28 protein-coding genes and 3 pseudogenes are annotated in these 22,181 nt (G+C 66.0%); 21 read left to right on the top strand and 10 right to left on the bottom strand.

The window, feature by feature from the left end; all coding sequences use genetic code 11:
• Positions 1-350 precede the first annotated feature (350 nt).
• Positions 351-1,025, top strand: coding sequence for a sigma-70 family RNA polymerase sigma factor (locus ASF52_RS10425; RefSeq protein WP_056171529.1), 675 nt, complete (start codon positions 351-353; stop codon positions 1,023-1,025).
• A gap of 98 nt (positions 1,026-1,123) precedes the next feature.
• On the opposite strand, the gene ASF52_RS10420 is transcribed toward ASF52_RS10425, so the two are convergent.
• Both ASF52_RS10420 and ASF52_RS23215 read right to left on the bottom strand, forming a co-directional pair.
• Positions 1,124-1,540, bottom strand: a complete 417-nt coding sequence (locus tag ASF52_RS10420; protein ID WP_056171526.1) for a DUF1236 domain-containing protein — start codon at positions 1,538-1,540, stop codon at positions 1,124-1,126.
• A 239-nt stretch (positions 1,541-1,779) separates the two neighbouring features.
• Positions 1,780-2,223 carry a hypothetical protein gene (locus ASF52_RS23215; protein ID WP_244473776.1) on the bottom strand — a complete coding sequence of 148 codons (444 nt, stop codon included), beginning with the start codon at positions 2,221-2,223 and terminating at the stop codon, positions 1,780-1,782.
• A 256-nt stretch (positions 2,224-2,479) separates the two neighbouring features.
• On the opposite strand from ASF52_RS23215, the gene ASF52_RS10410 reads away from it, so the two are divergent.
• Positions 2,480-2,749 carry a hypothetical protein gene (locus ASF52_RS10410; RefSeq protein WP_056171521.1) on the top strand — a complete coding sequence of 90 codons (270 nt, stop codon included), beginning with the start codon at positions 2,480-2,482 and terminating at the stop codon, positions 2,747-2,749.
• Here ASF52_RS10410 and ASF52_RS10405 read toward each other — a convergent pair.
• Positions 2,739-3,140 carry a PRC-barrel domain-containing protein gene (locus ASF52_RS10405; protein ID WP_056171520.1) on the bottom strand — a complete coding sequence of 134 codons (402 nt, stop codon included), beginning with the start codon at positions 3,138-3,140 and terminating at the stop codon, positions 2,739-2,741. The genes ASF52_RS10410 and ASF52_RS10405 overlap by 11 nt on opposite strands.
• Positions 3,141-3,568: 428 nt before the next feature.
• Here ASF52_RS10405 and ASF52_RS10400 point away from each other — a divergent pair, with 428 nt between their 5' ends.
• From ASF52_RS10400 to ASF52_RS10375, 6 genes are all read left to right on the top strand, one after another.
• Positions 3,569-4,030 (top strand): hypothetical protein, encoded by a 462-nt coding sequence (locus ASF52_RS10400; RefSeq protein WP_056171518.1) that lies wholly within the window; start codon positions 3,569-3,571, stop codon positions 4,028-4,030.
• Between the two features lie 74 nt (positions 4,031-4,104).
• Positions 4,105-4,485: a hypothetical protein gene (locus ASF52_RS10395; RefSeq protein ID WP_056171516.1), complete on the top strand. Its 381-nt coding sequence runs from the start codon at positions 4,105-4,107 to the stop codon at positions 4,483-4,485.
• Positions 4,486-4,492: 7 nt separating this feature from the next.
• Positions 4,493-4,936 (top strand): hypothetical protein, encoded by a 444-nt coding sequence (locus ASF52_RS10390; RefSeq protein ID WP_056171513.1) that lies wholly within the window; start codon positions 4,493-4,495, stop codon positions 4,934-4,936.
• A 347-nt stretch (positions 4,937-5,283) separates the two neighbouring features.
• On the top strand, positions 5,284-5,487 hold the full coding sequence (locus ASF52_RS10385) for a CsbD family protein (RefSeq protein WP_056171512.1): 204 nt from the start codon (positions 5,284-5,286) through the stop codon (positions 5,485-5,487).
• A 520-nt stretch (positions 5,488-6,007) separates the two neighbouring features.
• Complete coding sequence (locus ASF52_RS22000) at positions 6,008-6,214, top strand: hypothetical protein (protein WP_082515279.1); 207 nt, start codon at positions 6,008-6,010, stop codon at positions 6,212-6,214.
• A 33-nt stretch (positions 6,215-6,247) separates the two neighbouring features.
• On the top strand, positions 6,248-7,066 hold the full coding sequence (locus ASF52_RS10375; RefSeq protein WP_056171507.1) for a cobalamin-binding protein: 819 nt from the start codon (positions 6,248-6,250) through the stop codon (positions 7,064-7,066).
• Between the two features lie 164 nt (positions 7,067-7,230).
• On the opposite strand, the gene ASF52_RS10370 is transcribed toward ASF52_RS10375, so the two are convergent.
• A complete protein-coding gene (locus ASF52_RS10370; protein ID WP_162241022.1) occupies positions 7,231-8,229 on the bottom strand; it encodes an adenylate/guanylate cyclase domain-containing protein in 999 nt (332 codons plus the stop codon).
• Between the two features lie 341 nt (positions 8,230-8,570).
• Positions 8,571-9,344: an SDR family oxidoreductase gene (locus ASF52_RS10365; RefSeq protein WP_056171503.1), complete on the bottom strand. Its 774-nt coding sequence runs from the start codon at positions 9,342-9,344 to the stop codon at positions 8,571-8,573.
• Between the two features lie 109 nt (positions 9,345-9,453).
• Here ASF52_RS10365 and ASF52_RS10360 point away from each other — a divergent pair, with 109 nt between their 5' ends.
• The gene (locus ASF52_RS10360; RefSeq protein ID WP_056171501.1) at positions 9,454-10,329 is read left to right on the top strand and encodes a helix-turn-helix domain-containing protein; all 876 of its coding nucleotides are present in this window, start codon (positions 9,454-9,456) and stop codon (positions 10,327-10,329) included.
• 202 nt (positions 10,330-10,531) lie between these two features.
• Here ASF52_RS10360 and ASF52_RS23210 read toward each other — a convergent pair whose 3' ends face one another.
• The 5 genes from ASF52_RS23210 to ASF52_RS10335 all read right to left on the bottom strand — a co-directional run bounded on the left by ASF52_RS23210 (position 10,532) and on the right by ASF52_RS10335 (position 12,921).
• A complete protein-coding gene (locus ASF52_RS23210; RefSeq protein WP_244473775.1) occupies positions 10,532-10,804 on the bottom strand; it encodes a hypothetical protein in 273 nt (90 codons plus the stop codon).
• A 252-nt stretch (positions 10,805-11,056) separates the two neighbouring features.
• Positions 11,057-11,425, bottom strand: a complete 369-nt coding sequence (locus tag ASF52_RS10350; RefSeq protein ID WP_056171499.1) for a hypothetical protein — start codon at positions 11,423-11,425, stop codon at positions 11,057-11,059.
• 24 nt (positions 11,426-11,449) lie between these two features.
• Positions 11,450-11,686 (bottom strand): hypothetical protein, encoded by a 237-nt coding sequence (locus ASF52_RS10345; protein WP_056171496.1) that lies wholly within the window; start codon positions 11,684-11,686, stop codon positions 11,450-11,452.
• Between the two features lie 483 nt (positions 11,687-12,169).
• Positions 12,170-12,391, bottom strand: a complete 222-nt coding sequence (locus ASF52_RS10340) for a hypothetical protein (protein ID WP_056171494.1) — start codon at positions 12,389-12,391, stop codon at positions 12,170-12,172.
• Positions 12,388-12,921 carry a sigma-70 family RNA polymerase sigma factor gene (locus ASF52_RS10335; RefSeq protein ID WP_244473774.1) on the bottom strand — a complete coding sequence of 178 codons (534 nt, stop codon included), beginning with the start codon at positions 12,919-12,921 and terminating at the stop codon, positions 12,388-12,390. Before ASF52_RS10335 ends, ASF52_RS10340 begins: the two co-directional genes overlap by 4 nt.
• Before the next feature lie 344 nt (positions 12,922-13,265).
• Between ASF52_RS10335 and ASF52_RS10330 the strand changes: the two genes are divergently transcribed.
• The 12 genes and pseudogenes from ASF52_RS10330 (at position 13,266) to ASF52_RS10285 (ending at position 21,658) form a co-directional block, all read left to right on the top strand.
• Positions 13,266-14,726, top strand: a complete 1,461-nt coding sequence (locus tag ASF52_RS10330; RefSeq protein WP_056171492.1) for a helix-turn-helix transcriptional regulator — start codon at positions 13,266-13,268, stop codon at positions 14,724-14,726.
• A gap of 91 nt (positions 14,727-14,817) precedes the next feature.
• Positions 14,818-14,979: a CsbD family protein gene (locus ASF52_RS22580; RefSeq protein WP_244473773.1), complete on the top strand. Its 162-nt coding sequence runs from the start codon at positions 14,818-14,820 to the stop codon at positions 14,977-14,979.
• Positions 14,980-15,036: 57 nt separating this feature from the next.
• Positions 15,037-15,540 (top strand): CsbD family protein, encoded by a 504-nt coding sequence (locus ASF52_RS10325; protein ID WP_056171490.1) that lies wholly within the window; start codon positions 15,037-15,039, stop codon positions 15,538-15,540.
• Between the two features lie 126 nt (positions 15,541-15,666).
• Positions 15,667-16,461: pseudogene (locus tag ASF52_RS23205) on the top strand (PhnA-like protein); the annotation flags it as partial.
• A 69-nt stretch (positions 16,462-16,530) separates the two neighbouring features.
• Positions 16,531-16,687: pseudogene (locus tag ASF52_RS23065) on the top strand (PhnA-like protein); the annotation flags it as partial.
• A 78-nt stretch (positions 16,688-16,765) separates the two neighbouring features.
• Positions 16,766-16,969, top strand: a complete 204-nt coding sequence (locus ASF52_RS10315; protein WP_056171488.1) for a CsbD family protein — start codon at positions 16,766-16,768, stop codon at positions 16,967-16,969.
• A 68-nt stretch (positions 16,970-17,037) separates the two neighbouring features.
• Positions 17,038-17,475, top strand: a complete 438-nt coding sequence (locus ASF52_RS10310) for a CsbD family protein (protein WP_056171486.1) — start codon at positions 17,038-17,040, stop codon at positions 17,473-17,475.
• Positions 17,476-17,650: 175 nt separating this feature from the next.
• Positions 17,651-18,103 (top strand): BA14K family protein, encoded by a 453-nt coding sequence (locus ASF52_RS10305; protein WP_056171485.1) that lies wholly within the window; start codon positions 17,651-17,653, stop codon positions 18,101-18,103.
• 4 nt (positions 18,104-18,107) lie between these two features.
• Positions 18,108-19,510 (top strand): annotated as a pseudogene (locus ASF52_RS10300) (TAXI family TRAP transporter solute-binding subunit).
• 59 nt (positions 19,511-19,569) lie between these two features.
• The gene (locus tag ASF52_RS10295) at positions 19,570-20,070 is read left to right on the top strand and encodes a YidB family protein (RefSeq protein WP_056171483.1); all 501 of its coding nucleotides are present in this window, start codon (positions 19,570-19,572) and stop codon (positions 20,068-20,070) included.
• A gap of 104 nt (positions 20,071-20,174) precedes the next feature.
• Positions 20,175-21,308: a hypothetical protein gene (locus ASF52_RS10290; RefSeq protein ID WP_056171481.1), complete on the top strand. Its 1,134-nt coding sequence runs from the start codon at positions 20,175-20,177 to the stop codon at positions 21,306-21,308.
• A 71-nt stretch (positions 21,309-21,379) separates the two neighbouring features.
• A complete protein-coding gene (locus ASF52_RS10285; protein ID WP_244473772.1) occupies positions 21,380-21,658 on the top strand; it encodes a hypothetical protein in 279 nt (92 codons plus the stop codon).
• Positions 21,659-22,181: the final 523 nt, after the last annotated feature.

Raw genomic sequence — 22,181 nt, 5'->3', positions numbered from 1 at the left:
CACGCGATACGACAGGCTCGCAACCAACTATCTCGCCGCCGTCTCCATCGCAGCGACCGTCAGTTATTGGTTATGAGTCCAGAGCCTAGGACGGGGGCGCATCCACCGCTTCGTGACGATGCGTTATCGATCCGAACTCCGACTTCGTAACCGACGGCGGCAGTTGGGGCCAAGCTCCCCCGACAATCGGATGAAGGCTTCGTTAGTCAGCATTCATGCAGATTTTGCCAGAACCTCCCGACCGCATTGCCGGATTGACCGGGCTGCGCACCGTCGAGTGGAGGTGGGGAATAGGCATGATCGCTGGCAACCTTGGACGGGCATCGTCCCGCACCGGAAACGATCCGGCGATGACGGCGATCAAGGTCGCATCCGGGAGCGGGATACCCGAGGCCGTCAGGGTTCATCTCGGTATGGAGCTCAAGGCACTCTATGCGTCGATCCTTGATGAGGATCAGCCATCGACCCTCCTCGAACTGATCGCCCGATTGGATGTCGGATCGACCCCTGCCACTCCGGCCGTGCCGGATGCCTTCCGTGCAGGGCTTCTCGACGCCCTTCCGGGCCTGCGGGCCTTCGCGGTATCGCTGACCATCAACCCGACCGCGGCCGACGACCTCGTGCAGGAGACGCTGCTGAAGGCCTGGGCCAACCGACACCGCTTCGAGCCCGGCAGCAACCTGATGGCATGGCTCTGCACCATCCTGCGCAACCAGTTCTACACCGACTGCCGCAAGCGGAAACGCGAGGTGGAGGATGCCGACGGCGTATTGGCCGGCAAGATCGTAGCGCCGGCGGCGCAGGAGGCCAGCGGCGACCTGCGGCGGGTCTGGCAGCACCTCGGCAAGCTGCCCGCCTCACAGCGTGAGGCGCTCGTCCTCGTGGCGGCGCAGGGCGTGACCTACGAGGCCGCCGCGGAGATGATCGGCTGCCAGGTCGGCACAATGAAAAGCCGGGTCAGCCGTGCGCGGTCCTACCTAATCGGCTCGCTCGGGATGGAGCCTCGCCAAGCTGCCGCGACCTGAAGGAAACCTGGGCCCGAATGAAATGGAGCCCGCCCGGCGATCACCGGGGGGCTCCCAAGGCAGGCGATTGCGCCGGAACGGGTCCGGCGCTGGGTCGATCAGTCGATGACCTCGACGATGCGGCGGCTGCGGTCCACCAGCACCGGGCGCTCGTTGACGATGGTGTAGCGATAGCCCGGACGGGTCCGGTACTCCTCGGGCACGTCGTAGTAGGTGACCTCTTCGTCGGGCAGCACGGTCCCGACGCTCACCGGGCCACCCCAGCTATACGAACGGACGCCGCGCTCGCGGACGTAGGAACGGAAGCGCGGGCGATCCTCGACGCCGAGGATGCCGCCGACGGTGCCCGTGGCCGCGCCGACTGCGCCGCCAACGATGCCACCGATGGGACCGGCCGCATCGGCACCGCGCTCGGCGCCCTCGGCGGCACCGCGCAGGATTCCCTGTGCCTGGGCGGTCATCGGGAGGGCGAACAGGCCGGCGGCGGCCATGGCGAGAAGCAGCTTGTTGGACATGGTGTCGTCTCCTTGCGCCGGAAGGACATCGGGCACTGGCGTTCGGCCCTCATGAGGGATGGCGAGCCCCTCCCGCCCAACGGCGAGCCGTCGGATTTCCGCCGTAGCAACATCAAGCTCCGGAATCAGTTGCACCGCACTCTTGCGATCCCGATCCCGTCCTTAACGCCCTCGACCAACAGAACGTGGTCGACCGGTTCGGAACGCCGGCCCCCTCGTGTCGGGCCCGGCTGCTATCGCTAATCGGGTGGTGTCTCGCCGCCATCGATCTCGTCGTTCCCGGTGTCCTGAGGCAGACGCACCTCGGCGCCTTCCTCGGCTGGGCGGACCGAAACCATAGCCTGGGGCGCGGGGGCCGACGGCATCATCGCGGCGCCTGATGCAACCACGCCGGCCATGGCCCGAAGCTCGTCAGGTTGCCGGGGATCCTGGGCTACACCCTCGGCCTCAGCCTGGAGGCGTAGGTTGCACGCCTTCGTCGCCGGTCCGTTGTCGGGCGTGCAGTCGTCGTGATGGGCGCAGGCCGCATCGAGGGCATCGATGGGCGCGAGCGGCCCGTTGTTGCCCGGCCCGCAGTAGTTGCGGTGCAAGAGTACCTTGGGGGCATCGCCGGCCCGTACGCCGACCGGAGAAGCGAGGACGACCGTGAACAAGGCGTAAGCCGCCAATCGGGACGTGACCATGCACCAGCCTCGGTTCGTTTGCCCCTCGGGCGAGACACCCCCCTGCGCGGTCGGTGCGGACCATCGTAATCCCAAGGGCGCCAATACCGTTCCTGCCGCCTCCCCGGAGCCGCACAGCCTCACGGCTCCCCGTCCGCGCACGGATACCAACGCATGTCCCTTGCAAATCGCGGATCGGTTTCGCCGCTTGCGCCGTTGTCTCGTCCATGCGAGCGGCCGGGCGAGTAACGGGATAGGTTCGCGGAGGCCGACCACCATGATCGACGGGCACTTCCGCGTGACGCTCGTGACCCGTGACGAACGGCGCGTCCTTGAGGCGAGGTCCGAGCGCGAGATCGCCCTGATGGGCGAAAGCGTCCTCCATCGTTACGAGGGCCAGCCCTGGGCCGTCGGCTTCTACGTCGATGGCTGGGACCGCAGGGCCGTGCGCCGCATCGCCCTTTACCTGAACGACGTCACCCTGGAGCTCGAACTCGCCCATGAGGCGGGAGCGACGAGCGCTCCCGCCCGCGGCCTCAACGCTTGAACTTGCCGTCGTACTTGAACTCGGGGGCGGCCTTCAGCGCATCCTTGCTCGCATTCACCGACGCCTTCCACTTCTTGGCGCCCGTGTCGTAGGTCAAGGCCACAGAGGATGGGTCGATCACGACGTAGCGCTCGCCCATGCCGAGGAAGCCGCCCACCGACACGATGTAGCCGGCGAGCTTGCCCTTCTCGATGACGATGTCCTCGATCTCACCGACGTTGCTGTTGGTGCCGTCGACGACGTTCAGGCCAATCAGGTTGTAGCTCAACACCGCGTCCTGCGGGACGGGAGCGAACTTGACGGTGGCCGGAGGCGTGGGGGCTTCGTCCTTGGCGAGGACGGGGCCGGTCAGGGCGGTGACGGCGGCGAGGGCGAGAACGAAGCGACGCATGAATATTCTCCTGAGCCCGGATCGGGTGCCCAGGAATGTGCGGCGACCGCAAACCGTTCCGCCGGGAGTCTCGGGTCTCGGTGAGGCCCATTGGCGACCCCTCCATGCCCGAACCTGACGCCCGGCTTCCTGCAACGGGAACGGTCCCGCGAGGATCGCCGTTCCTGGCCGATCTCGCATCCCCCATACGGATCGACCGAGGGATGCGATGGATCAGCCAGGAGCGAACGCCCTGGCAATCGACGGAGCGAAGAACCGTCCGCCGGGCAATGTCCCGACAGTAGATCTATGACTGAACCAAACATACACACTGTGTTAATCTGCCATTCATTCAGGCCGATTGCTCTTCAATGCTGCGTTATTTTGGAACGGTATCTCCGGGGTCTCCGTTTGTTGTTCCGTAACGACCAGAACAACCGGAGAAAACCATGTTGAAGCAGCTTCGCGTCGCCGCCCTCGCTACCAACTTCGTCCTCGGCGGCGCCGCCCTGGCGGTCGCGCAGTCGTCCTCCACCGTCGGCACCGGCGGCTCGTCGGCCGGCGGCGGCACCAGCTCCTCCACCGTCGGCACGGGCGGTTCGTCCGCCGGCTCCGGCACCGGTGCGGGCACGTCCTCGACGCTGGGCACCGGCGGTTCGTCGGCGGGCGGCGGCACCAGCTCCTCGACCGTCGGCACCGGCGGCTCGTCGGCCGGTACGGGCGGCGGCTCCAACTCGACCGTGGGTACCGGCGGTTCGTCGGCCGGCAAGGGCACCAGCGGCTCGACCGTCGGCACCGGCGGCTCGTCGGCCGGCATGTCCGACGGTGCCGGGAAGTCGGGCGGCGCGGCCGGTCATGACAAGGGCGGTCACGGCAACTCCGAGAACGCGCCCGGCCACAACAAGCGCTGAGCCGGCGCGCTCCTAAAACCTCGGGCGCGGACCTACGGGACCGCGCCCGTCCCGCTACCGAGGAGAGTTGCACCATGGCGCGCCTGATCCTGCCGCTTCTCGGCGGCGCCCTCGCCCTTGCCGGGGTCGCCGCGAGCCATGCCCAAACCAGCACCGTCACCGCGGGTCCGAACGGCGTTTCGGGCGGCACGACGGTTAACACCGGCGCCAACGGAAAGCCCTGCAAGGTCGTCCACTCCGACGACGCGAGGAACACCGGGGCGCTGTCGAGTTCGGTCACGGCCGGCCCGGACGGCGTGAAGAGTTCCACGACCGGTGGCCCGTCCGTGACCACACGATCCGCGAATGGCACGACGAGCAGCTCGGCTTCCAGTTCGAGTTCCGGCAACGGCACGACGATGACCACCACGGGCGACGGCGATTGCGTAGTCACCGTTCCCAAGGACAAGAGGTGAGGCTGACATGACGATGACCAGGATCATTCCGGCGTTCGCGGCCCTTGGGCTACTTCTCGCCCCCGCGATGGCCGAGGCCCAGACCCGCGGCAGCGCGACCGGCGGCAGCGCCGGCTCGGCCGCCGTCGGTGGCACCTCCGCGTCGACGGTCGGCACCGGCGGCACGTCCACGGGGGCGAACGGCGCCACCGGCTCGTCGCTCGCGACGGGCGGCAGCGCCGCAGGGGCCAAGACCATGGATCGCGCGAAGGTCAACGAGACCGGGAACGGCGGCCTGAACGGGCAGGCCAAGGCGATGGCTCACGACGGCGGCACCTTCTCGAAATCTCAGACCAAGACCAAGGTCCGCGACGGCGAGAGCGTCGAATCCCGCACCAAGACGATGACGCACGAGCCGGGTTCGAAGCCGGTCAAGTCGACGACCTCCACAGGCTCCACCGTCGGCCAATAGGATGAACGGCCTTTTCGAGGGCCTGGAGGGGCAAGGGACTTTCCGTCGAGACGGCACGAACGGGACGGGGCAGCCTGCCATCGAGGCTGTACCTGTCCCGTTTGCGTTGTCGGAGCCAAGACGCAGCGTTCCCCGCAACGATCCGATGCGGTTTTCGCAAGCCCCTGGCGATGATTTGGATGCAGGGGAAGGCGTGAGGATCCTCGTTTCCCCGAAGATCAGCACGAATAGCCGGATCTCCGAGAGCCATCCGTCGCGCAGCCGTGAACCACGATCAGGAACGGGATCGATCCGGACGCCGTTCCTGAGCCCCTGGGCCGCTCCGGTCCCGGGTGAGGAGAAGCGCCATGAGCAGCACCACCGACAAGATCAAGGGTCTGGCCAACGAGGCCGTCGGCAACGTGAAGCAGGGCATCGGCAACGCGACCGACAACGACAAGCTCAAGGCCGAGGGCAAGGCGCAGGAACTCAAGGGCGACGCCCAGAAGACGACCGGGGACGTCAAGGACGGCGCCAAGCACGTCGCCGACAAGGTCACCGGCAAGGCCTGAACAATTGGGGTGGGCCGGATATGGCCGACCCGCCCCCGCTCCCCCGGCCGTAGGTCCGGGCCGCAAGGATACATTAAACTCGAATTTAGTATTCAGTTTCGCGAACGTTCAGATTTGAGCGACTCTAAGGAGGCTCGGAATTTGGAGGCGCGTAAACGATTGACGACAGCTTTGCCGCAACTGGGTTCGTTGTTGGCGAAGACGTAGTCGACGGTGCGCACCTATCTGCAAGTACCTTTGGACCGCGTTGCACTCCTATTTAGCCTAGCCGGTTGGGACCAAGCCTTGGCTTAGGTACGCTTGATACCGAGGCTGGGCCGCGTGTGAATAGCCACAGAAGGGCGTCCTGCTGCCTGATCGTCGAAGGCTAAGCAAGCTTCGCAACCCTTGTATTGGCAGGTCCCGGGCTCACTTCCGCGCTTGGTATCGTGATCCCCAAAGCCTTCGGGTGAGCGGGGGCCAACTTCGGTCCTGCGCTCAGGAATGGTAGGGGTAGATGAAGTCCGAATAAGGAAGTCCCATGAAGAAGCTGCTCCTGACCACGGTTGCCCTGGTAATGCTGGGCTCCGCGCCCGCGATGGCAATGAGCTGCTGCGGAGGCGGAAAGGGCAAGGCGCCGATGTGCGGTAAGGGCTCTATGGCGATGGGCCACGAGAGCATGAAGGCCAAAAAGGGTGGATGCTGTTGTGAAGGCATGTCCGGTGGGATGAGCCGGAAGCGCGTCTAAACGCTGGCTCGATTTCATAAGGCCACGGACCTTATGCGTCGCTTCCCGCCCGAACGCATAGTCTGCCTGACCGAGGAGACGGTGGAGACCTTGTACCTGCTGGGCGAGGAGGACCGCATCGTCGGCGTGTCTGGCTATGCCGTCCGGCCCGCCCGGGTGCGTCGGGAGAAGCCGCGGGTCTCGGCCTTCACCAGCGCCGACATCCCCAAGATCCTTGCCCTGACACCTGACCTGGTGCTGACCTTCTCCGATCTTCAAGCTGGCATCGTCGTCGATCTCGTGCGGGCGGGCGTCGCGGTGCACGCTTTCAACCATCGCGACGTCGCGGGCATCTTGGCGATGATCCGCACCCTCGGGGCACTCGTCGACGCCCGGGACCGGGCCGAGGCGCTTACGACCGGCTACGAGGACCGCCTGGCTCGGGTGGTTGACCTCGTCCGTGGGCGACCCCGGGCCCGGGTGTACTTCGAGGAATGGGACGAACCGCTCATCTCAGGCATCGGCTGGGTGTCGGAGCTCGTGGGCATCGCCGGCGGCGATGACGTCTTTCCAGAGCTTGCCCGGCAGGCGGCCGCCAAGGACCGCATCGTATCGCCCGAGGCGGTGCTTGCGGCGGCGCCCGAGGTCATCCTCGCATCTTGGTGTGGGAAGAAGGTCGTGCCGTCCCGCATTGCCTTACGTCCAGGCTGGGCCGATATGCCGGCCGTAGCTCAGGGGCGCATCCACGAGATCAAGTCGCCCCTCATCCTCCAGCCCGGGCCCGCGGCCCTGACCGACGGCCTGGACGCGATCCTGTCTGCCCTTGGGCACCCACCGGTGCCGGGCAGCCCAACGCTCCCTATCCTCGGCTAGAGCCGTTCCCCTTTGGATTGGGTCTGGGGTACCCGCCACGAACATCCGCAATGGGTGGTAAGCGGTCGGTCAGTTTTTGTGCCTGAAGAACCATAGTTCGGACACGGTTGGATGCGTCGTATTGGCAGCGACCCATCCAAAATACCTAGATATCATCACCCTGCTTAAAGCTGATCGACGTCTAGCACTCCATCTCTTGGAATTGCGAACAGTCGTATGGCATCCGAATGTCCCCGGATCGTGTGAAAACCTCGGTCCGTGAATCTTCTTACCGTTCCCTCGCTTCCTTCGCTCTGCATGCGCCTGACTACAGCGTCCGTGATCAGGATCGAGGCCTTATCTTCACGGCAGTGATGCTCGACGCGGCTCGCAACGTTCACGGTATCGCCCAGGACCGTCAATTCCAGCCTGCTTTCGCATCCGACATCGCCGAGCACGACATCGCCGTAATGGATCCCGATGGCAACGGCGACCGCTTCCAGTCCCGACGCCGCACGTTCATCGTTCCATGCCTGGAGCCTCGCCTGCATGGTCAGCGCACATCGTACGGCGTTCGTGGCACTCAGGTCGTTCGAGACGGGCAAGCCGAATACTGCGATCAAACCGTCGCCCGTGAACTTGTCCACGGTGCCCTGGTGCTCGAACACACTGGCGCTCAGGGAGCATAGTAATTCACGAAGCATGGCGATCACGTCCTGCGGTTGCAGAGCGCTACAGAATTTCGTGAACTCGATCATATCGACGAACAGGACCGCGGCAGGTTCGTAGCGCGTTGTCGATAGCGCAATGTCGTTCTTAGCGATTTGCTCGACGATGGCGGGCGGGAAAAACCGAGCCAAGTTGTCTTTTTCTTTTCCGACCATGATTAGCCGCTCGCGAGTGACGATGTTTAACAAAGCCAGTTTCGTCGTGATCGCAATGGCAGCGAGGCTGATCAATGTCCGGGCCGAGGCAGCACTCTCCAGATCCGCGCCGTGAGTGATGATGAAGCTCAGGCCTGTTAGAAATGCGCAGAACGCCGCAGTTCTGATCGTGCCAAGGCGCTTAAACCAGAGGTTCGCCAGAACCACGACGACGCTATAAAGAACAGCGACGGCAAAATGTAATGGGCTCCATGTGTCGAACAGAAATATGACGGCTGCGGATAGAAAAATGTAGATCAACGCGGCGTAGCTTCGAAGAAAGTCAAGCGCTCTGCCTTGCATAACTGCGAATATCATAGGGTAGGAGGAAACTTCAGATCGCACTGCAGATGCTCCCTCTGGATCGATTTCAGCGCAAATTACAGAAAAAACTAAATTTGCGATTATTTGGTAAATTCTTAATCCACGGGCGCGCGTCGATCAAGCTTTGCAATTTGTCTCGTGCCACTGATCTGCATGGGGACGAGATGACGGACATCCGGATGGGTCATGAGACAGTGATTGCCGCTCCGCTGCAGCGGAGCGGCAATCACATGACAATCACATATCCCTCCAGGGGTTCGGAATACTCGCCGCCGGTCTCAGCGTGCGATAAATCCACCGTTGATGAACAGGGTCTGTGCCGTAACCCAACCGCTGCTCGGCCCGGCCAGGAATGCTATGAGGGGCGTGATCTCGTCGATCTCGCCCAAGCGATTCTGGACGCTCATACCCTTCAGGAATTCAGTGGAATGCTCGGTTTCGGCCGGGTAGAAGAAGGACGTGTTCAAGGGACCCGGCGCGACCGTGTTCACCGTGACACCCCGAGCGCCGATTTCCTTGGCCAGGGCCCGGGTGAAATGTTCGAGGGGTGCCTTCGACCCCGCGTAGACCGAGTACAGTCCGGTGGTCGCGGCTTGTAGTGTCGTCCCTATGTTAATGATCCGACCGTGATCCGAGATGCGTTTCGCGGCCTCCTGCATGCAGAAGAAGGCAGCCTTGGTATTGACCGCGAAGCTCTGGTCGAAATCGTCTTCAGTGATCTCTACGAAGGGCTTTTTCAGCACCTTGCCGACGGTGTTCACCACGATGTCCAGTTGCCCGAACTGACGGTCGATTGCATCGAAGAGTTCTGTCACTTCGCTGACCCGCGCAAGGTTCGCACTGACTAGGAAAGGGGTGCTGCCGAGGTGCTCGATCTCGGCGGCGGTCTCCTCAGCCTCGCCGCGCGAACGCTCACCATGATAGTGAACCGCTACGCCGCGACAGCCATTCTGCGCTAGCATCACAGCATAGGCTCTTCCTTGGTTGCGCGTTGCGCCAGTAACCAATCCGATCTTGCCACTGAGATCCCCGCCTGCGTTTGTATTTGTCATAGTCTTTCCTCTTTGTCGATAAGAGGAAAACTAGCCGAAGCTCCCAAGCTTGGCTTTCAGAAATTGCGCGTTCGTAGTAGAAGCCGCGCATTCCGGACGGAAAGCGATTATGGATCAAATCGACCAGCCTGGCTTTCCCGACGTCGCCACCGCCGAAGATCCCGTGCCGAACTGGGGGCGGCTCGTCCGAACGGATTTCGGCACGGCGGCGTGGAATAAGCGAGATGCCGGGGAGATCAGCCAAACCATTCCCCATCATTTGGTATTGTTCTCGTTCGCGCCATTCGCAAATCGCGAGACGCGGTTAGGTGGGACGAGGATACGCACTGCGTCCGCCACCAGCGGGATGTGCGAGATTGTGCCTGCTGGTGCGGATTACTGGGCGCGATGGCACGAGCACAAGGAGGTTGCGGCTTTCGCCCTGTCGGAACGCTGGCTCGATAAAGTGGCGCAAGACAGCTTAGACCTGCCTTCAGCTACCGTCATGTCTGACGCATTACCTGTTCTGGATCGCCGTGTGGCCATTCTAGGCGAAATGCTCCGTGACGAGCTCCGATGCGACGCCGATACGGGCATGCCAGACCTGCAATTGGACTCGCTGTTGAACCTTTTAGGGTTCCACTTGCTCAAGCAATATGGCGCCCGCAGCGTAAAACAGGTCGGTGCCGGTTTGTCCGACCGACAGTTCAGGCGACTGCGGGATTACATGTCTGCGAATTTTGCCGGTACCGTCAAGCTTGACGACATCGCGAGCGTGGTCGGTCTCTCGTCCAGCCAATTGCTCCGCACCTTCCGGCAGCGCACCGGCACGAGCCCTCATCAGTACCTTACCCGCATGCGTCTCGATCATGCGCGTACACTCATCCTCGGCGGGCCCATGAGTCTGGCAGAAATCGCTTTGACATGCGGGTTCTCCAGCCAAAGCCACCTGACATCAGTGATGCGTCGGGAGGACGGCCTGACACCAGGGGCTCTGCGTGCCTGAAGCTGCTCTTAGAAATCCCTTGAGCGATCCCTATACTTTGCCCTCGCCCATGAATCGAACGTCTTCTTCGGGATGATACGAAGCGTGCGATGGATGGCTATGTTGGGTCGAGACCTGTCCGGTCGCATCCGGGCCCATCCATCCAAGTTTAGACATCGCTCCCCGGTCGAAAGGTAGATTGACCCGACCGGGGGGACGTCCGTCAGCGGGCGTCCGACGGCGGGGACGCCGGCGCAAGCCAGCTACCGGCGGCGGCCAGCATGGTCTCGACACCGGTGCGCAGGGTCGGCGTCAGGACGGGGGCGTACTCGGGCGAGTGATTGGAGGGGAGCTCGTTCAGGGTCCCGGCCTTCTCCGCTTCGGCGTAAAGCTTCGGGTCGGTCCCGCCGACGAACCAGAACACCGACGGCACGTCCCAGGCCCGGGCGAAGACGGTGAAGTCCTCGCTAGCGGCCGCGTTGCTGGCCGGCTGCACGCGGTCCTCTCCCAGCCGCCGCTTTAAGGCCTCGGTCACCTTGGCGGTCGCGTCCTCGTCATTCACCGTCAAGGGGAACCGCCCCAACCTGGTGAGGAGGGGCGGCTTCGGGGCGCCGGAGATGGTGGCCTCCCCGTCGACGACCCGCTTGACCGCGTCGTCGTACGTGCGGACGTTGAGCTGGAGTTGCGCTTCTTCAGGGATGATGTTCGCGCTCGACCCGGCAGGCTGGCGTCAGTGCGATCACCGTGATTACCCTGCCTTGCTTGCCGTCCAGCGGCCGCGGCAAGGGATTGGACCGGAGAGGTTCCAGCGGCCGGCTCCCGCGGCTGTCCGGAGGCGGCCTTCGACGGCGATGTCGGCAAGCCCGCTTTTTATGGAGCCGACGAGACGACCGTCCTTGCGGACGCGTCCCGATGCATCGGCCCCGCTGCCGCTCGCGTCATCGACGACGCCGTCACGAATGACGATGGGGTACCGGTAGGGACCCGTGCAGCCGCCGTCCTCGACGGTGGCGGTGACGGACCATTGTCCGTCGAAGCCCGCCTGCGCTGCGGCCTGGAAAGGCACGGCGCACGCGATGCTCAGCCACAGCGCGGCGAACTTGGGATGGGATGACATCAATTCCTCTCCAGGGCCTGCCCGCTAAACGGGTGGCACGGTGTCGTCCTGATCCTGCGCGAGGTATCGGACCATGAGCTCGCCCGTTGCCCGGGCCGCATAATCCGCGACCGGTTCTCCGGCATGGGGCGGGATGAAGTCGCTGATCCGCAGGCCGCCCAAGGTCTCCATGAGCTCGCGGCGGGCCATGCCGGACTCGATGGCCTCTTGGATCGCCTGCGTCTCGTAGTCCTCCCGAAACGCGCTCAGCTCCGTCGTCACGGGGCGGTCGGCTCCGCCGCCGGCCGCTCGGGACCGATACCGGGCCTAGGCGAATCGTTCGGTGGAGTTTCCCCATAGGGCTCCGACGGCTCGTCCGACCCGAGCGGACGCTCGCCCGGGAAAGGCCGCGGGGGCGCCTCGGTGAGGTCGTCCGCCCCGGGTGTGGGTTCAGGCGCGCCGGAATTGGCCAATCTGGAATCCTCCAACCTGTTCGTGACGGATGGCCTTCGGGCCGGACGTGCGCCCGGAGCGGCACGACGCCCGGCCCTGCGGCCATGCCGGACCTGATCGGGGGGACTCATGAAGTCCGGCATAACTCCGGTATTCGCTCGCCGTTCGCACCGACGCGTTCGGCGTTGACCGGGAGATATGACCGTCTCGGAATCGCTCAATGATGCAGACGCATCATTTTTCTGGGCCAAGACCTGGTAAAATGCAGTCTCCGTGGCGCCCTCACCGAACCGTGTTCGATGGATGGCCCGTTCAGGACGAAGTCTTCGACGGCGCTGGTAACGCGTATCCGGCCAGGGTCTCGAAGTTCCCGCCGTATCCGAGCGCGACCGCCTTCCAGAACGCCACCCGCTGGTCGGGCGCGCGTTCCCGCAGGTAGCCGTCGAGAGCGGCCTGCACCCGCGCGGCGACGGGTGCCGGATCGAAGGGCGGGACGGTTCCCTCGGCATCCGGTGCAGGCGTGTGCACCGTCATGATAGGCCCAGGGCGATGGCGAGACGTTCCCGCGCCCGGCTGACCCGACTCTTCACGGTACCGACCTGGCAGCCGAGGATGACGGCCGCGTCCTCGTGCCGGAGCCCATCCACCGTCACCAGCAGCAGGGTCTCGCGCTGCTCCACGGGAAGGTCATCCAGGGCGGCCTGCAACTCGAACAGGGCCACGCGGTGCTCCTGGTCCGGCGCCGAGGAAAGCGCGCCTGCGAATGCCCCGTCGACGTCCTCGACCTCGCGTCGCGAGCGCTTGCGCTGGTTCAGGTGCGTATTGCGCAGGATCGTGAACAGCCACGCGACGAGGTTGGTGCCGTCCTCGAACTGGGACCTGCGCTCCCAGGCCCGCATCAGGGTCGCCTGAACCATGTCGTCGGCCTCCGCGGCGTTTCCGGTGCGAACGAGGGCGAAGCGGCGAAGGCGCGGCACGAGGGCGATAAGCTCTTCGCCGAACGCCTTCGTGACCTGTCGCTCCGCCTCGGCGTCGAGCAGGGCGGCCTTGAGCCGAAGCAGCACCCGACCGAGCCGGGTGTCAGAATCGACAGCGTCGGCTCTCGGGATGAGCTCGTCGAGTTTCCGTCCGATCAAATCCTGGACATGGCGGGGCAATCCCTCGCCAGGCGAAGGTTCGTTGGAGATCATGCTCAAGTACATGCGAGAAGATTCAACCTTCTTCCGGTCGTCGACCGGATCTGTCCGCCCCTCTACGGTAGAAAACACGTAGCGGTTTGTGGCTGATCGTTCACGTTCACGTCAATGATCCAGATATACCAGCCATTCGCTCGCTCGCATCGGAACCGTCTTCCCCAACCACCTGTTACGGCCTGGCTTGATCCAAGCAGCAGGGAAGGTGGTCGAAGGTGACGGTTGGCGTCGACAGGCACGAGCTCCGGCAGATCATCGCCGGCTTGAGCGAGGGCGTGATCCTGGTCGAGCCCGACCAGACCATCGCCTATGCCAACGAGGCGGCCCTCGCGATGCACGGCGCCGAGACCGTCGACGAGCTCGGCGAGACGGTGGACGCCTACCGCGAGCGCTTCGCCCTGCGATACCGCAACAATCACACCCCGAACCAGTACCCAATGGAGCGGGTCGTCTCGGGCGAGCGCTTCCACGACGTCATCGTCGACGTTAAGCGCATCGACCGGCCGGACGTCGACTTCGTCCACTCCCTGCGCAGCCTGGTCGCCACCGACCGGGAGGGCAATCCGAGCTGCCTCGCGCTCATCCTGAAGGACGTCTCGGAGCAGTTCGAGGCCGAGGAACGGTTCGAGACCACGTTCAATGCCAATCCGGCACCGGCGGTGATCTGCCGGCTGTCGGACCTGCGCCACGTCAAGGTCAATCTCGGCTTCCTGGAGATGACCGGCTACACCAGGGACGCCGTGATCGGCCGCAGCGTCTACGAGGTCGATGTCCTGGCAGGCGCCCGCAGCCGCGACCTCGCGATCTCGCGCCTGAACAGCGGTGGCACCATCCCGCAGATGGATGCCTGCCTCGATCTCCCCGACGGCGGATCGCGCTACGTCATCGTCGCCGGCCAGCCCATCGAGCTCGGTGACGAGCCGTGCATGCTGTTCACCTTCGCCGACCTGGACCTACGGCGAAAGGCCGAGACGGCCCTCCGCCAGAGCGAGGAACGCTTTGCAAAGGCATTCAACCTGACCCCGGCGCCCACCCTGCTGGCCCGCGCCGACGGCTTCACCATCACGGGCGCGAACGAAGCCTTCACCCGGGTGTTCGGCTACGGCGCCGACAAGGTCTCCAGACGCTCGCCGGCCGATTTCGGCCTGTGGGTGCACGATGCCGCCCGCATCAAGTTCGAGTCCGCGGTGGCGCGAACCGGTTATGTGCTCGGCCTTGAGGTCTGCCTGAAGCACGAGGACGGCACCAACTTCGATTGCCTGGTTTCGGCCGAGCGGGTCGAGATCGGTTCCGAGACCTACGCCTTAATGGTTCTGCAGGACATCACCGAGCGCAAGCGCACCGAACGAGAGATGTTCGAGGCCGTCGAGGCCGTGATGGCCGACACCTCCTGGTTCAGTCGCGGCCTAATCGAGAAACTCGCCAACCTGCGTCGCCCGGGCACCGATCACAAGGACGGCATCGTCCCGAACGTCTCGGTGCGAGAGCGCCAGATCCTCGACCTGATCTGTCAAGGGCTCGGGGACAGCGCCATCGCCACGCGGCTCAACCTGTCCAAGAACACGGTGCGGAACCATTCGGCGTCGCTCTACCGGAAGCTCGACGTCCACAAGCGCTCCGAGGCCATCGTCTGGGGCCGGGACAACGGATTTCCGTTAACCGAACCACGCAAATAAAATTACTCAACTGGTACATCTGCATCATTGCTCGCCGGGATAGTCGGGCCACTTGATGGATGTTTCAATCGCCCAGGCTTTGGAGCATCCCGTGAGCGCGCAGAAGACGACCGACACATCCGACCAGATCAAAGGCTCGATCAAGGAAGCCATTGGAAAGTTGGTCGGCGACCCGAAGGTCGAAGCCGAGGGCAAGTCTCAGCAGAAATCACCGAAGTCCGACGTGAAACCGAAGATCGCTTCTAAACCGTAGATTCGGTCATGCGTCGCACCTGACGAACACAACAGAAATCTGAACAGGACAAACATCATGGTTGATACGGATCGCATCACGGGCGCCGCCAAGGAACTCGGCGGCAAGGTTCAGGGCACGGTGGGCGATCTCACCGGCTCTAAGCGGGACTCGGTCGAGGGCCGCGCCCGCGAGGCACAGGGCGCCGCGGAGAACCTATACGGCCAGGCCAAGGACACCGTGCGCGACGCCGCCGACACCGTCGTCGACACGGCCCGAGACATCGGCGGTCGGGTTCGCGACACGGTCGGTAACCTGATCGGGTCCGACGACATCGAGGACCGCGCGCGCCGCGCCCAGGGTGCCGCCAGCGACACCTACGACCGCGCCGAGCGTTCCGTTCGCGGCGCCGGCCGCGATGCCTACGACCGGGCCGAGGACGCCTACGAGAACGGCGGCCGCTACCTGCGCGAGGGTGGCCGCGAAGCGACCAGCCAGATCGCCGAGCATCCCATTACCGCCCTGCTCGTGGCTGGCCTCCTCGGCTACGGCCTCGGCCTGCTCATCCACCGCCGCGACTGATCTCGCCGCGATTGATCGGTCCGACCGCGCCGGGACTGCGCGGTCGGACCCAAGAGTTCCAACCCCCGACTGACCCCTCGAACGACCGAACGACTCGGACGACCGACCACCCGGAGTACAAGTAACGTGTCCACTTCCCCCCTTCTCGCGACCTCTCCCGCAGCGGCCTCGGCCGACACCCGCACCGTTCTGCTGAACCAGGTCTCGTGGGGCGCCATCTTCGCCGGCGCCGTCACTGCCCTGGTGACCCAGGTCATCCTCAACATGGTCGGCGTCGGCGTCGGCTTGTCCAGCGTCGGAGCGAACGCCGCCGACAACCCGGCCGCTTCGACCCTGTCGCTGAGCGCCGGCATCTGGTTCGTGGGCTCGGGCATCGTCGCAGCGCTGGCCGGCGGCTTCATCGCCGGTCGCCTGTCTGGCAAGCCCGTCACCGGTGCGGCCGGCCTGCACGGCCTGGTGTCATGGGCGGTCACCACCCTGGTGGTGCTCTACCTGCTGACCTCGGCGGCCGGCGGCCTCATCGGCGGCGCCTTCTCGGGCGTGACCAGCACGCTCGGCGGCGCCGGCTCGCTGGTGGGTGGCACCGTGCAGACTGCGGCCCAGGCCGCGGCTCCCTCGCTGTCCAAGATCTCGAACCCCTTCGACGGGATCGAGCAGTCGGTCCGCAACCAGGCCGCCGGCCAGGACCCGCAGGCCGCCAAGGACGCCGCCGTCGCCGCCATCCGCGCCCTGTTCACGGGTGACCCGGCCCAGAAGGCCCAGGCCGAGAACCGCGCCGCCGACGCTCTCGCCAAGGCGCAGAACATCCCGGTCGATCAGGCCAAGGCCCAGATCCAGGACTACAAGAAGCAGTACGAAGAGACCGTCGCCACCGCCAAGGTGAAGGCCGAGCAGGCGGCCGTCGTAGCCAAGTCCGCCGCCNAAGGCCCAGATCCAGGACTACAAGAAGCAGTACGAAGAGACCGTCGCCACCGCCAAGGTGAAGGCCGAGCAGGCGGCCGTCGTAGCCAAGTCCGCCGCCGCCCAGGGTGCCTTCTACGGCGCGCTCGCCCTGATCCTCGGCGCGCTCGCCGGCTTCCTCGGCGGCCGCCTCGGCGCCCCGAAGCTCCACACCCTCGCCGACGCCTACGACGCCCGTCGCGTCTGAGCTGTTTCCCGGTCGGTCACCGAGACCGGCCGGCCTCCTCATAGAAGCCCACCTCAACCGAACCCAAGGAGACATCCCATGAGCAGCACCACCGACAAGCTGAAGGGCCTCGCCAACGAGGCGGCCGGCAACGTCAAGCAGGCCGCCGGCAAGGTCACGGGCAACGACAAGCTCGTCGTCGAGGGCAAGGCCCAGGAACTCAAGGGCGAGGCCCAGCGCACCGTCGGCGAGGCCAAGGACGGCGTCGCCTCGGTCGTCGACAAGGTCACCGGCAAGCACTGAACCGAGACGGCGGCGGCGGCCCGCTCGGGTCCCGCCGCCTCCATTGAATTCGTACGCAGGAGAATCCCATGAACGGAGACCAGTTCCGCGGCGCGTCCCGCCACCTCAAGGGTCGCGCGCAGACCGCCGTCGGCGGCATCACCGGTGATCCGGCCCGTCAGGTGCGTGGCGCCGTCAACCAGATGGCCGGTGGTGCGCAGTACGCCTACGGCCGCGCCCGCGACCGTGCCGAGGATCTCATCGACGACGGGCGCGACATCGCCCACGAAGTCCGGGATCGCGCCGGCAACCTCATCGAGGACGGCCGTCATCTCGTCGACGAGGCGCGCGACCGCGCGGGGAACCTGATCTCGGAAGGCCGGGACTTCGCCCGCCACGCCCGTAAGCGCGGCACCACCTATGGCCGCCAGGCCGTCCGCTACGCCGACGACAATCGTACCTCCGCCCTGCTCGGCCTCGCCGCCGTCGCCTTCGCGGTGGGCTGGCTGTCCCGCTCCAAGCGCTGACCCACTGACCTCGGAGATCACTCCATGATCCGCAAGCTTCTCACCGCCTTCCTCCTCCCGAAGGTCATCGCCTACGTCAGCCGCCGTTTCGGCGGCCGTTCGGTCACCCCGCCAAAGCGTCGGGGCTACTGACCTTCCCCTTCCGCGTGAAACCGATTCAGGAAACCCATCCACGATGAAGCTGACCCTCGCCCTCGCCGCTACCGTCGCCGCCGCCCTGGTCGGGCTTCCGGCCCATGCCGCACCAACCTCCTCAGCACCCATCGAAGCGCTCGTGCGCGGTGACCTGCCGACCGACTTCGTGCAGTACCGTCGCTTCGGTCATCGGCATGGATGGCGTGGCGGACGCGGATACGGGCGGGGCTATGGCTATGGCTACGGTCGCGGCTACGGCTACCGTCGCGGACCCGGCGTCGGTGCCGCGGTGGGTGCGGGCGTAGCCGGCCTTGCGGCGGGCGCCATCATCGGCGGTGCCATCGCGAACTCGCAGGCGCAAGCCGCCCCGGTGGTCGTACAGGGTGGTCCGGGCCCCGAGGTCGTGGCCGCATGCGCCCGTCGCTTCCGGTCCTACGACGCGTCGAGCGGGACGTACCTCGGCAACGACGGCGACCGCCACCCTTGCCCGTAGCCGGATGGCCCCGCCGAGCCGAGGCCCGTACCCCGTGACCTTTCCGGGCCTCGTCCTGCGCCGCGAGTTCGCGTTCCTCGCCCTCGCGGTGCTGCTCGGGCTCGGGGCGGCGGCGGCCTACTGGATGTCGCGCGCCACGGTGCTCACCATCGCCGTGGCGCCCAGCGACGGCACCGAGCCGGCCGTGATCCAGGCCTATGCCGACGCCCTGGCTAAGCGTCATAAGGAGATCCGCCTCAAGATCCTGCCCTTCGACGACGTGCGCGACAGCGCCACCGCGCTCCAGGACGGCCGCGCCGACCTCGCGGTGGTGCGTCCGGACGTCGACCTGCCCGATAATGGTCTGACGCTCGCGATCCTGCGCGACCAGGCGATGATCATCGCGTCCCCCGAGGCGTCCGGGCTCACCAGCTTCCCGGACCTCGACCGCAAGCGCCTGGCCATACTTGCCCACCGCGATGCCGACCAAGCCCTGATCAAGGCGATGGTCGAGCATTACGGCCTGACGCTCCTCGACAAGGATCCCGAGGGGCCTTTGCCGCCCCGTCACGTCGCCCTGGTCGAAATGCCCGAGGCCGACCTCGCTGCGGCCTTCGCGAAGAAGCGCATCGACGCCGTCATCTCCGTGATCTCGCCGACGGCGCAGGCGGCCCAGCGCATCATCGGCATCGTGCAAGGGGCGAGCAAGAATCGAAAGGTCGCCTTCGTGACGGTCGCGAACGCCGACGCCATCGTCGCCCGGTTGCCGCGGCTCCAGGCCGTGACCATGCCAGCCGAGACCTTCGGAGGCAGCCCGAAGATCCCCGCCGAGGACGTGGCCACCGTCGGCGCCTCCTACCGGCTGATGGCGCGGGCGAACCTGTCCCGCCCGGTGGCGGCCGACGTGACCCAGCACCTGTTCGACAGGCGCCGAGCTACGACAGCACCGCGGCCGCGACCAGCGCGCGGCTCCCGATCCATCCGGGGGCCGTCGACTACTTCGAGCGCGAGCAGCAGGGCTTCGTCGAGCGCTACGAGACCTGGATCTACCTCGTCGCGTTCCTCGGCGGCGGCATCGGCTCGGCGGTCGCGTGGGTGGGGCAGCGCCTGTCCCGCATACGGCGCGAACGTATCGAGGAAGCCACCGACCGGCTGCTGGAGATCCGTCGCGAGGCGCAGGACGGTGCGGATGCCCTGCGCCTCGAAGCGCTGGCCCGCGAGATCGACGACCTTGCCGGCGACATCGCCAAGCATGCGTTGGAGCGGCCGACCGAGGCCAGGACCATGTCGGCGGCGGCCATCGCCATCGACGCGGCCCGCTCCACGGTCAAGCGAACCATCGTCGCCGGGCAACCGCCGGACGATGAGCCCGACCTGGCCGGGCGCATGACATCGACGGGAGCCTCCGCATCAGACGCGGCGGGCTGACCGCGAAACCCCGGACGTCCTCGTCCGGTACGAAACGCAACTCGGAAAAGGAAAACACGATGAGCAAGGGTTACCCCTCGATGACCGCGCTTCTGGGCCTGCTGGCCGTGGCCGGCTACCAGAACCGCGACAAGCTCGCCGAGCTCCTGAAGGGTCATGACACCCCGTCGACCCGCTCGTTGAGCCCGAACCATGGCAGCGTGCCGCCGATCCCGAACACGGTGTCCAACACAGGCACGACCGGCGGCATCGGCAACCTCGGCAGCCTGCTCGGCGGCCTCGGCACCGCCGGTGTCGGCGGCCTGATCGCCAGCGGCCTGAGCGAGCTCGTCGACCACTTCACCAAGGGTGGTCACGGCGAGACGGCGAACTCCTGGGTCAACCAGGGCGCCAACCGCGACATCCCCGAGGCCGACCTCGAACGTGCCATCGGCTCGGACACCCTCGACCACCTGACCCAGCAGACCGGCCTGAGCCGTGGTGCACTCCTGTCCCGCCTCTCGCGCGAGCTGCCCTCGGCCATCGACCGCTACGCCGCCGACGGCCGCCGGCCGGCCTGATCCCACGACAAGGCCGGTGCCCTAGGGCGCCGGCCACACACGACGCCGGGCGACGCCGCGCCGGGGTTCGATCCACCGCCTTTCTCCGACCTTGCGAGACCCCCATGGCCATCGACTACCGTTCCGAACTCCGACGCCCCTTGCCCTTCAGCCTCGCGGTGATCGCCGCGGTGCTTCTGGTCTGGCTCATCGTCGCCTCCATCGCCGGCGCGCGTCAGCGCAGCGCCCGTGACCACCGTATCGAGGACTTGCAGACCCAGCAGACGGCACTCCGGACCGACCTGGACCGGCAGATCTCGACTGCCGGCACCCTGACTTCGCTCCAGGCCAAGATCGCCACCGCCCAACAGCAGGACCAGCAGGCGAGCAAGGCGGCCGACGAGGCGAAGTCCCGTGCAGCGACCCTGACCCAGGAGCAGCAGGCGGCCGAGGCCAAGGCGAACGAGGCGAAGAAGGCGGCCGAGGCCGAGACGCAGAAGCTCACCGACCTACAGTCCCAGGTCACGCAGGCCGAGGGGAAGCTGACTCCGCTGCGCGAGGCCATCACCACCGCTGAGAAGGCCGCCGTCGACCGCACCCAGGATCTTGCCGAGGTTGGACGCCGCCTGGAGGACGCCCGCGTGCAGGAGGCAAAGCTTCGCGCCGACCTTGCGACCATGACCCAGGAGGCGACTGCCAAGACCGCCGACCTCGCCAAGGCCGAGGAGCGCCAGCAGAATGCCCGCGAGGCCGCCGCCGCCGCCCAGAAGGAACTGGCCGACGCCCGGACCGCGACCGAGCAGGCTACGAAGCAGCGCACGGACACGGATCAGGCGGTCGCCGCCCTGACCGCCACGAAGGACAAGCTGAACACCGAGATCGAGCAGGCGAACCGCGACGCCCAGCAGGCGCGGGAGGCGTTGGCGAGCCTTCGCAAGGAGCTCGCCGAGGCCCAGGCCCAGCGTGACCGCGTCGTGTCCGAGCGCGGCCAGGCCGAGCAGGCATTGCAGAAGCTCTCCGCCGACCGCGATGCCGGAACGGCCGCCCTCGACGCCCTGCGCAAGCGCCAGACCGATGCGCAGGGAGAGTTGGCCACGCTGACCGAGACCCTGGCCACCCGCAACAAGGAGGCGGCAGCCATTGACGAGCGGCTGGCCTCGGCCCGGCAGGACCTGAGCACCGCTCAGGCGAAGCTCGCCGAGGTCCGCCAGCAACTTGCCAACCCGCCCGCCCCGGCGCCGAGCCAGCCCGCTCGTTGAAGGAACATCGACCCCCGCGCGCCACCGCTCGCGTGGGTAACCCGTCCGGCCCCACCGCTCGAAAAGATCGCATGATGAACAATCGTACCCTCGCCCTGACCGCACTCGCCCTGGTTGGAGCCCTGGTCGTTTCCCGGCCATCCGAAGCGCAGGAGGGCCCCGAGATGGAGGCGATGCGTGCCAACTGCGGGGGCGATTATCTTCGCCTGTGTGCTGGCATGAAGCCGGGCGGGCCCGAGGTGAAGGCCTGCTTCAAACGCAATCGCCCGAATCTGTCGGAGGGATGCTCGCAGGCCATCGCGGCCTACGAGCGGTCCCGTGCCGGATCGTCCAGCGAGGCCGACGACTAACCGTTTCGACAATGAAAGCGGGAGCCTCGGACAACCGGGGCTCGCTGTGCCCCTGCCCGAGGGCGTGTTCCGGGGCATCCGCCCCGACCGAACGAATGCCCGATAACCGGGAGCCCCGGACAGTGATCACGGTGGCGTGGGAGACAAGAACACTATGCTGACCCGCCTGAGCCGCGCCTTCCTCCGGGTGTTCCCTGCGATACTTCTTGTCGTCGTGGGTTTGCTCGCCGCCCTGTTCCGTAGACGTGGCGGTTCCCGAAAGGGGGCGACGACGCTCGTCCCGGTACCCGTGAGGCAAGCTGTACCTGCGATGCGACGCCGCGGGGCTGCCATCGCGCTCTTTGCCATCCTCGTTGGACTTGGGTTGATCCTGGCCTTGGTCGGCGGTGATGGGGCCCTTTGGCGGCTCGGGTCCCCGCTTCCGTCCTCGAACGGCGAAGGCGGGCGACCGGTGGCGGCCCTATCGCGGCCGGATGTCGATGCCGGTACGGGAAGAACCCCGGAAGCGGTCCCTCCGGTTGAA

It is taken from the genome of Methylobacterium sp. Leaf112, from assembly GCF_001423295.1.
Taxonomy (GTDB): domain Bacteria; phylum Pseudomonadota; class Alphaproteobacteria; order Rhizobiales; family Beijerinckiaceae; genus Methylobacterium.
This window is presented reverse-complemented; position numbering and strand designations above follow the sequence as displayed.